At 62.9% G+C, this 12,877-nt stretch carries 9 protein-coding genes and 1 pseudogene; 4 read left to right on the forward strand and 6 right to left on the reverse strand.

All coding sequences use genetic code 11. The annotated features are described in order from the left end of the window. Positions 1-106: 106 nt before the first annotated feature. Positions 107-1,903: an aspartate--tRNA ligase gene (gene aspS, locus ACVMIM_RS19505; RefSeq protein ID WP_476113984.1), complete on the forward strand. Its 1,797-nt coding sequence runs from the start codon at positions 107-109 to the stop codon at positions 1,901-1,903. A gap of 98 nt (positions 1,904-2,001) precedes the next feature. Here the strand turns inward: aspS and ACVMIM_RS19510 are convergent, their stop codons facing one another. Continuing rightward, the gene (locus ACVMIM_RS19510; RefSeq protein ID WP_476113985.1) at positions 2,002-3,192 is read right to left on the reverse strand and encodes a hypothetical protein; all 1,191 of its coding nucleotides are present in this window, start codon (positions 3,190-3,192) and stop codon (positions 2,002-2,004) included. A 412-nt stretch (positions 3,193-3,604) separates the two neighbouring features. On the opposite strand from ACVMIM_RS19510, the gene parC reads away from it, so the two are divergent. Beyond that, positions 3,605-5,860 carry a DNA topoisomerase IV subunit A gene (parC, locus tag ACVMIM_RS19515; protein ID WP_476113986.1) on the forward strand — a complete coding sequence of 752 codons (2,256 nt, stop codon included), beginning with the start codon at positions 3,605-3,607 and terminating at the stop codon, positions 5,858-5,860. Positions 5,861-6,149: 289 nt separating this feature from the next. Continuing rightward, positions 6,150-7,349: an AI-2E family transporter gene (locus tag ACVMIM_RS19520; RefSeq protein ID WP_476113987.1), complete on the forward strand. Its 1,200-nt coding sequence runs from the start codon at positions 6,150-6,152 to the stop codon at positions 7,347-7,349. Here the strand turns inward: ACVMIM_RS19520 and ACVMIM_RS19525 are convergent. From ACVMIM_RS19525 to ACVMIM_RS19540, 4 genes are all read right to left on the reverse strand, one after another. Continuing rightward, positions 7,337-8,233 (reverse strand): DMT family transporter, encoded by an 897-nt coding sequence (locus ACVMIM_RS19525; protein ID WP_476113988.1) that lies wholly within the window; start codon positions 8,231-8,233, stop codon positions 7,337-7,339. The genes ACVMIM_RS19520 and ACVMIM_RS19525 overlap by 13 nt on opposite strands. Before the next feature lie 123 nt (positions 8,234-8,356). Beyond that, positions 8,357-9,121, reverse strand: a complete 765-nt coding sequence (locus tag ACVMIM_RS19530; protein ID WP_476113989.1) for an arginyltransferase — start codon at positions 9,119-9,121, stop codon at positions 8,357-8,359. Between the two features lie 150 nt (positions 9,122-9,271). Beyond that, positions 9,272-9,742: an RDD family protein gene (locus tag ACVMIM_RS19535; protein ID WP_476113991.1), complete on the reverse strand. Its 471-nt coding sequence runs from the start codon at positions 9,740-9,742 to the stop codon at positions 9,272-9,274. A 108-nt stretch (positions 9,743-9,850) separates the two neighbouring features. Further along, the gene (locus tag ACVMIM_RS19540; protein ID WP_476113992.1) at positions 9,851-10,534 is read right to left on the reverse strand and encodes a methyltransferase family protein; all 684 of its coding nucleotides are present in this window, start codon (positions 10,532-10,534) and stop codon (positions 9,851-9,853) included. Positions 10,535-10,706: 172 nt separating this feature from the next. Between ACVMIM_RS19540 and sthA the strand changes: the two are divergent. Next, positions 10,707-12,094 (forward strand): annotated as a pseudogene (sthA, locus tag ACVMIM_RS19545) (Si-specific NAD(P)(+) transhydrogenase). Between the two features lie 55 nt (positions 12,095-12,149). Here the strand turns inward: sthA and ACVMIM_RS19550 are convergent. Continuing rightward, on the reverse strand, positions 12,150-12,815 hold the full coding sequence (locus tag ACVMIM_RS19550) for an alpha/beta hydrolase (RefSeq protein ID WP_476113993.1): 666 nt from the start codon (positions 12,813-12,815) through the stop codon (positions 12,150-12,152). Positions 12,816-12,877: the final 62 nt, after the last annotated feature.

Below are 12,877 nucleotides of genomic sequence, written 5' to 3' on the forward strand. Positions count from 1 at the left end.
GAAACGTGTCCGTGCGACCGGTTGCCTTGACAAAGCCGGCCTCTCATGCGCTTTTCGCGCCAATTTTCGAGCCGGGCAGACGCCCGCAATTTCCGGACTTTTACCCATGACCACGCATCGTTACCGCAGCCACACCTGTGCCCAGTTGAGAAAGAGCGACGTCGGCAATTCCGTCCGCCTGTCGGGTTGGGTGCATCGCGTGCGCGACCATGGCGGGCTGCTCTTCATCGACCTGCGCGACCATTATGGCTTGACCCAGATCGTCGCCGATCCGGATTCGCCGGCCTTCAAGGTCGCCGAGACCGTGCGCGGCGAATGGGTGATCCGCGTCGACGGCGAGGTCAAGGCGCGGCTGCCGGAAACAGTCAATCCGAACCTGCCGACCGGCGAGATCGAGATTTTCGCACGCGAGATCGAGGTGCTCTCGGCGGCCAAGGAACTGCCGCTCCCCGTTTTCGGCGAACCGGAATACCCCGAAGACATCCGCCTGAAATACCGCTTCCTCGACCTGCGGCGCGAGACGCTGCACAAAAACATCGTGGCGCGGACAAAAATCATCGCCGAGATGCGCAAGCGCATGGGCGAGGTGGGCTTCACCGAATTCTCGACGCCGATCCTGACGGCGTCGTCGCCGGAAGGCGCGCGCGACTTCCTGGTGCCGTCGCGCATCCATCCCGGCACCTTCTACGCGCTGCCGCAGGCGCCGCAGCAGTACAAGCAGCTGATCATGGTCTCCGGCTTCGATCGCTATTTCCAGATCGCGCCCTGCTTCCGCGACGAGGATCCGCGCGCCGACCGGCTGCCCGGCGAATTCTACCAGCTCGACCTCGAGATGAGCTTCGTCGAGCAGGACGACGTTCTCTCCACCATGGAGCCGGTGCTGCGCGGCGTCTTCGAGACCTTTGCCGCCGGAAAGCCGGTGACGCAGAAATTCCGCCGAATTCCCTATGACGAGGCGATGCGCACCTACGGCACCGACAAGCCGGATCTGCGCAACCCGATCGAGATGCAGGCGGTCTCGGATCATTTCCGCGATTCCGGCTTCAAGGTGTTCGCCAACATCCTGGCCAACGACGCGAAGGCCGAGGTGTGGGCGATTCCCGCCAAGACTGGCGGCAGCCGCGCTTTCTGCGACCGCATGAATTCCTGGGCCCAAGGCGAGGGGCAGCCCGGGCTTGGCTACATCTTCTGGCGCAAGGAAGGTGAAAAACTCGAAGGGGCCGGTCCGATCGCCAAGAACATCGGCGAGGAGCGCACCGAAGCGATCCGCCAGCAGCTCGGCCTTGCCGATGGCGACGCCGCCTTCTTCGTCGCCGGCGACCCGAAGAAGTTCGTCACCTTCGCGGGCGCCGCGCGCACCCGCGCCGGCGAGGAGCTGAACCTCGTCGATCGCGAGCGTTTCGAGCTCTGCTGGATCGTCGACTTCCCGTTCTTCGAATGGAATGAGGACGAGAAGAAGATCGACTTCGCCCACAACCCGTTCTCGATGCCGCAGGGCGGCATCGATGCGCTGAACGGCCAGGAGCCGCTTGGCATCAAGGCGTTCCAGTACGACATGGTCTGCAACGGATTCGAGATCGCGTCGGGCGGCATCCGCAACCATCTGCCGGAAACCATGGTCAAGGCGTTCGAAATGGTTGGCCTGGACCGCGCGACGGTGGAAGAGCGCTTCGGCGGTCTCTATCGCGCCTTCCAGTATGGCGCCCCGCCGCATGGCGGCATGGCGGCGGGCGTCGATCGCATCGTCATGCTGCTCGTGGGGGCCAAGAACCTGCGCGAGATCACTATGTTTCCGATGAACCAGCAGGCCTATGACCTCTTGATGAACGCGCCGTCGGAAGCCACCCCGCAGCAGCTGCGTGAGCTGTCGCTGCGCGTCGCGGTGGCCAAGAAGGAAGGTTAGGACTCAGAATCAAGTCTTTCTTTCTTCTCGACGAATCAGGCCCGACAAAAAAGCCCGGCATCGCTGCCGGGCTTTTCGTTTGGAGCTGACGCGTCCGATCAGTCCTGGTTCGCCTTGACCTTGACGCCCAGCGTCTTCGGCAGGTCGAGCGGGTTGGACATGGCGCCGGCCATGATCAGCGCGAACGGCACCGACGACGGCGGCTCGGCCGAGATTTCCAGGCTCTTCGGATCGTCGAGGAAGGTGTTGACGGCAGCCGACACCTCGGCCGTCAGCTCGGGATTGTTGAGCTGCGCCATGCCGAACGGCACGATCGCCTTGGCCTGGTTGGCGACGTCCTTGCCCGACATGCCCTGTTGCTTTCCGACATAGTCGAGCACTTTGCCAGTCAGCGAATCGTCCTTGTAGCGGATCGAAGCTCCGTTGAAGGAGAGCTGCTGCATCAGGCCGAGCATGGCCATGCCCTGCGCCGATTTGTCGGCGCCTTCCGGCTGCGAGGCGAGTTGCTTCTGCATGGCCTGCATCGACTTGACGAAGTCGAGCGTGTAGCCGCCGAGATTGAAAGTCATGCCGAGCGTGCCGGCATTCTCGACCGAGATGTCATATTTTGTCAGTTCCATCTTGCCGTCGCTCGGCTGCCAGGTTCCGGCCATCGCGATGTTGCCGGAGATATTCTGGTAGCCCAGTGCCTCGATCGCTTCCTTCGACTTGGGGTCGTCCACCAGCGACAGGTCGGCGGTGAATTTCTGGGTATTGGCGGTGAAATCCATCGCCTTGCCGTCCGCCGGCGGGGTGATCTGGACGGCCAGCCCGTCCATCGCGAACGCCGTCTTGTCGCCGACCTTGACCGTCATGTTGGACAGCTCTGCCGACTTGTACATCATCAGCGAGCCGAGCGGGTCTGTGCTGCCTTCGGCCGGGACCTTCATGTCGTGGATGACCACCGGGCTGAGGTTGAGCGTCACGCCGTCCTTGCTGTGTTCGAAAGGCGAGGTCGAGACGGTGGCGATCTCATAGCCGCCATTGGCTTCGGTGACCCCTTCCAGCTTCACGTCGCCGATCGGCAGCGCTTCCTTCTCGGCCGCTGGCTTGATCGAAACACCTTGCAGCACGGCGTTCGAATCGTCGCCGGAGACGCCGGTCCAGGAAATGTCGACGCCTTGGGCGGCAAGGGCTGCCTTGATGCGCTCGGCCACCGCCGGATCGGCGGCGAAGGCCGCATTGAGCGGCAGCGTCAGCAGAAAGGTCGAAAAGGCCAATTTCTTGAGCGTTGAGCGTTGGCTTGTCATGGCGAGTTCCCTGTCCTGATTTGGCTATGATGAAATTTGTTTTGAAACCTGCTTCATCCCATTCCGTGACGAACGGGACGGGAAAAAGGCATTTCCCGGCACATTTGTCGAAAATGGCGATGAAAGGCAAACGCGGCCGGCAGCCATTGCCCGATGCGGTGAATTTGTCATGAAGACCGCGGTTTCCTCCGCCAGCGCGTTGCATGCCAGATAGCGGCCGCATGTAACGGATTGATGTTGGTCGGCGTGATGGTGCCGCCGCAGCCTGTTGCAGATCGGTGGCAAATTGCAGCCGCCGCGACGCGGCTTCCGTGAAATCCTTCACATCACGGTCGCGCTTACGGGCCGCGACGAATGCGCCGATGTTCACGCGGCGCTTGCCGCGAATCACCCGCTCGGCTAGTCCAAATCCATGGGAAAGAGGCATTTGCCGCCCGATGACAATGGCGGCGGCGACAAAATCGAACCGGTCGATCTGAAGGAAGCGCTCGAGCGGCGCTATCTCTCTTACGCGCTGTCGACCATCATGCACCGGGCACTTCCGGATGTGCGCGACGGGCTGAAACCGGTCCATCGCCGCATCATGCATGCCATGCGGCTGCTCAGGCTCAACCCCGATCAGGGTTTTGCCAAATGCGCCCGCATCGTCGGCGACGTGATGGGTAAGTTCCATCCGCATGGCGACCAGTCGATCTATGACGCCCTGGTGCGCCTTGCGCAGGAATTCTCGATGCGCTACCCGCTGGTCGACGGGCAGGGCAATTTCGGCAATATCGACGGCGATAACGCCGCCGCCATGCGCTACACCGAAGCGCGTATGACCGAGGTGGCGACCGAGCTGCTTGCCGGCATCACCGAGGACGCGGTCGACTTCCGGCCGACCTACAATGAAGAGGACGAGGAGCCGTCCGTCCTCCCCGGCGCCTTCCCCAACCTGCTTGCCAACGGCTCCTCCGGCATTGCCGTCGGTATGGCGACCTCGATCCCGCCGCACAACGCGGCCGAGCTTTGCGATGCCGCGCTTCATCTGATCGAGCATCCGGAAGCGCCGGTGGCGAAGCTGATGGATTTCGTCCAGGGACCGGATTTCCCGACCGGCGGCGTCATCGTCGACAGCCGAACCTCGATCCTCGAAGCCTATGAGACGGGCCGCGGCGGTTTCCGCGTGCGCTCGAAATGGGGCCAGGAGGACCAGGGCAGGGGCACCTGGAGCATTGTCGTCACCGAGATCCCCTACGGCGTGCAGAAGGCCAGGCTGATCGAGAAGATCGCCGAGCTGTTGATGGCGCGCAAGCTGCCGCTGCTCGAGGACATTCGCGACGAGAGCGCGGAAGACATCCGCATCGTGCTGGTGCCGAAGAGCCGCACCGTCGATCCCGGTATCCTGATGGAATCGCTGTTCAAGCTCACCGAGCTCGAAAGCCGGTTTCCGCTCAACATGAACGTGCTGTCGCGCGGCAAGGTGCCGAACGTCCTGTCGCTCAAAGGCGTGCTGAAGGAGTGGCTCGACCACCGCCGCGAGGTTCTGGTCCGCCGCTCGAAATATCGGCTGGGCGAGATCGAGAAGCGGCTGGAAATCCTCGCCGGCTACCTGATCGCCTATCTGAACATCGACGAGGTCATCAGGATCATCCGCGAGGAGGATGAGCCCAAGCAGGTGATGATGGCCCGCTGGTCGCTCACCGACAACCAGGCCGAAGCCATCCTCAACATGCGCCTGCGCGCGTTGCGCAAGCTTGAGGAGATCGAGATCCGCAAGGAATTCGACGGCCTCACCGCGGAGAAGAAGCAGATCGAGGCGCTGCTCGCGTCGGACGCCAAGCAGTGGGCGACGATCAAGTGGGAGGTCACCCAGCTTCGCGACAAGTTCGGCCCCGAGACAGAGCTCGGCAGACGCCGCACCCAGTTCGCCGATGCGCCCGAGCACGACCTGACCGACATCGCGCATGCGATGATCGAGCGCGAGCCGGTCACCGTGGTGGTGTCGGAAAAAGGCTGGCTGCGCGCCATGAAAGGCCACCTGACGGACTATTCGCAGCTCGCCTTCAAGGAAGGCGACAGCCTGAAACTTGCCTTCCATGCCCAGACCACGGACAAGATCCTGGTCTTCACCACCGGCGGCAAGTTCTACACCATCGGCGCCGACCGGCTGCCGGGTGGACGCGGCCATGGCGAGCCGATCCGCATCATCGTCGACATGGAAAACGACCAGGACATCGTCACCGCCTTTGTCCATGATCCGAAGCGTAAGCTGCTGCTCGTCTCCTACGACGCCAATGGTTTCGTGGTTTCGGAGGAAGAGGTCGTCGCCAACACCCGCAAGGGCAAGCAGGTGATGAACGTCAAGGCGCCCGACGAGGCCAAGCGCTGCATCCCGGTGTCGGGCGATCATCTCGCCATCGTTGGCGAGAACCGCAAGATGCTGATCTTCCCGCTCGCCGAAATCCCGGAAATGGCGCGCGGCAAGGGTGTGCGCCTGCAGAAATACAAGGACGGCGGCGTACTGGATCTGAAGACCTTCACGCTGGAGACCGGCCTTTCCTGGCAGGATTCGGCCGACCGCACCTTCACCAAGTCACGCGAGGAAATGGCCGAGTGGATCGGGGCGCGGGCCGCCGCCGGCCGCATGGTGCCGAAAGGTTTCCCGAGGACGGGGAAATTTGGGTAGCAAGGCTCCCCCTTCTCTCCCTTGTGGGAGAAGGTGGCCGAGCGAAGCTCGGCCGGATGAGGGGTGTGGGAAGGATCGCTGCTTTTCCGGTGTAAGCGCTTCAAATCCTTGAATGTTTTGGCCCTGCGTTTCTTCCAGAACCCCTCATCCGTCTCGGCGCTCCGCGCCGATCCATCTTCTCCCACAAGGGGAGAAGGCAAGGCGCAACATTTGGACTATCGTCACGATTGCTGCACTATGGTGGTGCATAAGCATCCAATGAACCATCGGGCAGCGGAGAAACGCCGGGTTGAAGCGGACTGAAATCCAGAAGCCGGGACAGCGGCTGTTCGGCCTGTCGACGCCGCTGAGGGCTGCCGTCATACCGCCGCTGTCGGCGGCGCGCTGGCTCCTGGTGCTGATTGTCGCCGCTGGCGTCTATTTCTTCCACGGTTTCCTGTTTCCCGTGCTGGCGGCCCTCGTCATCGCCTTCGCCAGCTGGCCGCTCTATCGAAGGCTGCTCGCAGCCGTCGGCGGCAATCGCACCGTCGGCGCGACTTTGGCGATCCTTTTCATCCTCACCTTCCTGGTGGTGCCGATCGCGCTTGCCGGCACCTATGCCATCAATGAGCTGCGCGAGTGGGTCACCTGGGCGATCGAGACCAATCGGCACGGCGCGGTGACGCCGCAATGGATCGCCACAATGCCGGTGATCGGCGAGTGGTTGAACGAGCAGTGGACGGCCTATCTCGGCCATCCCGGCGGCATCGGCGAGTTCATCCAGCTGATCAGCGGCTCCAACATCGGCACCATTTATCGCGGCGCCTTGGCCGCCGGCGGCAGCGCCTTCGGCCTGCTCCTGACGCTTCTGTTCATGATGATCGCGCTGTTCTTCGCCTATCGCGACGGCGAGTCTTTCGCGGCCCAGGTCGATCGCCTCGGCGAACGCATCCTACCGACCCGCTGGGAGCGTATCTCGCGCGTCGTGCCGGCAACCATCTCCTCGACCGTGACGGGCATGACCATCATCGCCATCGGCGAAGGTCTTGTGCTGGGCATCGCCTATTGGCTCGCCGGCGTGCCGTCGCCGGTCACGCTCGGCGCGCTCACCGGCATCATGGCGTTGATCCCTGGCGGCGCGCCGCTCTCTTTCACCCTGGTGTCGATCTACCTCGCCGCCAGCGGCAAGCTGATCGCCGGCGCGGCGCTCTTCATCTGGGGCGCGGTCGAGCTCTTCATCGTCGACAAGACGCTGCGGCCCAAGCTCGTCGGCGGTCCGATCAAGCTGCCTTTCCTGCCGACCTTTTTCGGCCTGATCGGCGGCGTAAAGACGATGGGTTTCCTCGGCCTGTTCATCGGCCCCGTCTTGATGGCGCTGCTCGTCGCCATCTGGCGCGAATGGCTGCGCGAGGTGGAATTGATGGACGAGATTCCTCCGGTCGCCGACGAAGCCGGCGCGCCGCCCCGGATCGAGGCGACCCCCGAACCGAGGAAAATTCAGACAGGGTGATGCACCGCCAGGTCGGTCCGGCGCTTGCGGCCCTCATGCAATTGCCAGAGCGAATGCGCCACCAGAGTCACGATCAGGATCGTCCCGCCGATAAGGCTGTTGCGTGAGGGCACCTCGGCGAAAATCAGCCAGACCCAGACCGGAGCAAACACCGTCTCCAGCAGGTAGAACATAGCCACCTCCGGCCCGGAAACGTATTTCGGTCCGTTGGCCAGGCAGAAGAATGAGATCGGCATGATCACGGCGCCGTTGAGGAGGATCCACCATGGCGCCTCGACATAAAAGCCGGTCTTGGAAACCATGAAGAGTGCCACAGCGAACGGCAGGATCACGCCCACGAGCGAGGTGAAGCCCATCTCCCTGCCGCTGGCTCGTGAGACGGTGATGGCGCACGCGACGCAGAGCGCGGAGCACAATGCCATCATGTCGCCGAACAGGTTTCCGGTGCCGATTGAATCCCCGACGATTATGGCCACACCGACGATCATCAGCGCTAGCGCCGCGAGCGTCACCGGTCGCGGCCTTTCCTTCAGAAAAAGCCAGGACAGCAGCGCCGAGAACATCGTTGTGAAGGCCAGGATGAAGACGAGATCGGCGGTTGAGGTGTGATAGACGGCGGTAATGAACGCGATCGAGCCGAGCCCATAGAGCGCGGCGACCACCAGGCCCAAGAAGCCCGGGATGAGCTTCGGCGCCCTGTCGTTCAACGAGCGCCAGACCGCCCAGATGACAAGCGCGGCAACGAACATGCTTCCGGTGCGCAGCAGAAGGATTGTCCAGGCCTCGCCGTGAGCAAGTCGGATCAGCGGAATATCGACCGTGAGCGTCACCCCGCCAAGGGCGGTAAACAGCAGGCCTTTCTGGTGGTCGGTATGGGCGGACACGCGGTTATCTCGCAACAATTTGAGGGGGGCGCACAGCAGCTGTGCCGCAGTGCTTCCGGCCTGGCGGCCGAAAGACCAGCGTCCTCCTCCTTGAAACAGTTTAAGGATGAAGCGTAAGGCGGGTCAGCGGCTGACCGCTTCGTGGTCGTAGCGTTCCCAGCCTTTCGGGCCGAGATGCTCCTGCGGCATGAAGCGCATCTTATAATTCATCTTGCGCGAGCCGTTGACCCAGTAGCCGAGATAGACGTGGGGCAGGCCCATCGCCTTGGCGCGGGCGATGTGATCGAGGATCATGAAAGTGCCGAGCGAGCGGTCCTCGAAGTCCGGACTGAAGTAGGAATAGACCATCGACAGGCCATCGGCCATCTTGTCGGTGAGCGCGACGGCTATCAGCTCGCCATGGCCCTTGCCGGTGATGAACGTGTCGGGGCCGCGACGCCGGTATTCGATGATCTTGGTGTCGACATGCGTGTCCTCCACCATCATCGCATAGTCGAGCACGGTCATGTCCGACATGCCGCCGCGACGGTGGCGGGCATCGAGATAGGCGCGGAAGAGCGAGTATTGCTCGGTCGAGGGCTGCGCGTCATGCATGGCCCCGACGAGGTCGGCATTGCGCTGGATGACGCGACGCATGTTGCGGCTGGGGTCGAATTCCTGCGCCAGGATGCGCACCGAGACACAGGCGCGGCACGATTCGCAGGCCGGGCGGTAAGCGATGTTCTGCGAGCGCCGGAAGCCGCCTTGCGTGAGCAGATCGTTCATCTCCGGCGCCTTGTCGCCGACAAGGTGCGTGAACACCTTGCGCTCGAACTGCCCCTCCAGATAGGGACACGGTGACGGCGCGGTCAGGAAGAACTGCGGCGACTGGGTCGGATGCTGCGTCATCTAATCTTGGAAACGCTCCTGCGAATCGCTCTACCTTTGGCCCGGTCCGCGAAAAATTCAACAGGATTGTGCTGCCGCGATGGCCTCGGCCTGTTCATATTTAAGCACAGGTGACGCAGCGGTTCGATGAACGCGGCTGTCGACACGCTCTCAGACGTCGGTGCGGGTGACCACGGTGCCGAGCAAAAGGTCGTGCAGCGTGCGCTTGCGGTCAGAGAACAGCGTGACGAGCAGCACCAGCGGCGTCAGGATGACGTTGCCGGCCCAGAACAGCACCGAGTGAACCACGGCCGTCATGCCGTCGATGCGGCTGCCGTCAAGCTTTTCAAGGCGGATGCCCATGATCTTCATGCCGGTCGTCGCCTGGTCGCGGCCGCCCAGCGTGTTCCAGATGTAGAGAATGGCGACCATCGGCACCAGCACCGAAAACAGCGCCCAGCCGAGGCCGAAGGTCAAAAGCCCGAGAATGGCGACCAGGATGGCGAAAGGAATGGTCAGCAGCGCGACGAAGAAATAGTCGAGCAGGAAGGCAAAGATCCGCCTTGTCCGCACCCCGCGATAGGCGCGGGTGTCCTCGAACCTGGTCGTGATGATCTCGCCGTCCAATACGCGTGCGTTCATGTCCGTTCCTCGATCGCGACATCCCCATGAGGGATGCCCGCCGTTTTCTCAAATGGTGAGAGCGGCCCGGAATTCAAGGAACATGCCCGTCGGCGGACCGGCGCGATGTCAGAAAATCCCGGGGCAGAGCCTGTAGCGGACCCGCTTGAGATAGGCGCGATATTCCGGCGTCAGCGCCAGGATGCGTTCTTCGCGCAGGATGCGATGGATCTGGAACAGGGTGATGATCGCATAGACGGTGAAATTGTAGACCGAGAAGCTCGACAGCAGGAACAGGATGTGCCCCGCCAGATAGCCGGCATAGATCGGATGACGCACGAAGCGGTAGGCGCCGCCGGTGACGACGCCGCGATTGGCAGGCAGAATGGCGAAGGAGCGGCCGAGCGACATCTTGCCCCAGATCACAAGCCACAGCGCCAGGAACTGCAGCGGCGCCGCGACATAGAGCGGGATAACGGCGACGCCTTCCTGGAGCGATATGAAGCCCGAGCCGAAACCGGCCGTCAGCGAGATGAAGACCGTGAAGGGGCTCCAGTCGCGGACAATCGGTCGGCGTGCCAGCAGCAACCAGGTAAAAGTCAGGACGTCGGAGATCATGAGCAGTAGGATGTTCAGCCGGCCCGGATCGATGACTAGATGGCGCGCGCCGCGATAGACGAAGACTGCGGCAACCACCAGCGCGATGAAACGGAACAGGCCTTCGCGCAAGTCGGTGAGGATATCGCTGCTTCGAAGCCCGGACCAAAAACCCGTCTCTGCGCCAGGCAGCGCATTGCTTTTGGAAATCTGCAACTCTGCTACCCCGGTGGTCCCCTCAGCTTGGACCATTGCACGCAAGCCTTGCCGTCCGGTTAAGGCTTCGCATGGTTTTGGCGCATTGGCGTCTGCCAAGGGAATGGTGTTGCCTGTTGAACATGACATTCTTCCCGGTCTAGCTTGCTGCGGCGCACAAAGGGACGGGGACATGGACTACGATATGCTGGTCATCGGCAGCGGCCCTTCGGGGCGCCGCGCCGCGGTGCAATCGGCCAAGCTCGGCAAGTCGGTGCTGGTGGTCGACAGGGGCCGCCGCCTGGGCGGCGTCTCGGTGCATACCGGCACCATCCCATCGAAGACGCTGCGCGAGACGGTGCTCAACCTCTCGGGCTGGCGCGAACGCGGCTTCTACGGACGCGGCTACCGGGTCAAGCAGGATATATCGATCTCGGATCTGGTCGACCGTTTGCACAAGACGCTCGACCACGAGGTTGAAGTGCTGCAGCACCAGTTCATGCGCAATACGGTGAAGAGCGCGCGCGCCGCGGTAAAGTTCCTCAGCCCGAACAAGGTCAGCCTGACCACCGACAATGGCGACTACAGCGAGGTCGGCTTCGCCAACGCGCTGATCGCCGTCGGCACCAGGCCGCACCGTCCGGCTGACGTGCCCTTCGACAAGAAGCGCGTCTTCGACAGCGACGAGATGCTGGAACTCCATCATCTGCCGCGCACGCTGACTGTGATCGGCGCCGGCGTCATCGGCGTCGAATACGCCACCATCTTTTCCGCGCTCGACGTGCCGGTGACATTGGTCGAGCCGCGCAAACCATTCTCGACTTCATCGATCGCGAGATCGTCGACGACTTCATCCACCAGATGCGCGACCGCGGCATGACCATCCGGCTGGGCAGCACGGTGAAGGAGATCGCGTCGAAACCCGACCATGCCGAGGTGACGCTTGCGGATGGCCGCACCATCCGCTCCGAGATGGTGCTTTACGCAGCCGGCCGCACCGGCAATGTCGCCAGCCTCGGCCTCGAGACGGTCGGCATCGAGGCCGACGCCCGAGGCCGCATCAAGGTCGACCCGCACACCTTTCAGACCAGCGTGCCGAACATCTACGCTTCCGGCGACGTCATCGGTTTCCCGAGCCTCGCCTCGACGTCGATGGAGCAGGGAAGGGTGGCGGCCTGCCACGCCTTCGGCGTCAACCTGCCGCCGCCGCCCGAGAGCTTTCCCTACGGCATCTACGCCGTGCCGGAGATCTCGACGGTCGGCCTTTCGGAAGAGCAGGTGCGCGAAAGCGGCGCCGCCTATGAGGTCGGCGTGGCGCGTTTTCGCGAGACCTCGCGCGGCCACATCATGGGCGTCTCAAGCGGTTTCCTGAAGCTGTTGTTCTCGATCGAGACGCGCCGCCTGCTCGGCGCCCACATCGTCGGCGAGGGCGCCACCGAGCTCATCCATATCGGCCAGGCGGTGATCAATCTCGGCGGCACGGTCGATTTCTTCGTCAACAACACCTTCAACTATCCGACGCTGGCGGAAGCCTACAAGATTGCGGGTTTGGACGCCTGGAACCGGATGGGGCAGGGCTGAGGGCACTCGCCGGGGGTGATCGAACAGCTCCTTGACAGGTGCCTGGCCGGCGCAGTCATGCGATCGCTATGGGAGCTGCCACCCACTGCCGCACGATCGCGCCGTCCGCATCGCCGAATTCATGGCCCGAGGCGACGATGCGCGCGTCGACCTCGGCGTTGCGCTGGCTGAACAGCGTCACAAGGGCCGGCGCGAACGGGCCGTAGGTCTGGTCGGTGGCGCCGGCGATGATCAGCACGCGCGTTCCGCCGAGATCGGTCATCGGCGAAGTGTCGAGCACCGGCATCGCCCGCAGGAGCGCCGCTTGCCGGACCAAGCCGGGATGAAGCAGCATCAGGCTGGACACGACATTGGCGCCGTTCGAATAGCCAAGGAAGGTCGCGCGCTGCAGGCCGAGTCCATGTTGCCGCGCTGCTTCCGTCGCGAACTGGGCAAAGGCGGCTGTCTCGGCATGGATGCTGGCCTGCTCGAAACTGGTCGGCGTGATTCGCACGAACCAGCGAAATCCGTTCTCTTGGCGGATGCGGCCGCGCGCTGCGACGACCACTGAACGCGGCGCAATCTGCCTTGCCAGCGGCAGCATCGTTCTCTCGTCGACACCCGACCCGTGCAGCACGAACAGGCACTCGCCGCTTGCGTTTGCCGGCCTCAGCAGACGGTAGGGGAAGCTGAGGTCGCCGCGCAGGATACTGTTTTCGTCGCTATATTCGGAAGCGCTCATATCCAATTGATTCCATGAGAGATTTGTTAATTTGCCGGCTTCAAAACGGAATATTTTCGCGC

This window comes from Mesorhizobium sp. USDA 4413 (assembly GCF_056280365.1).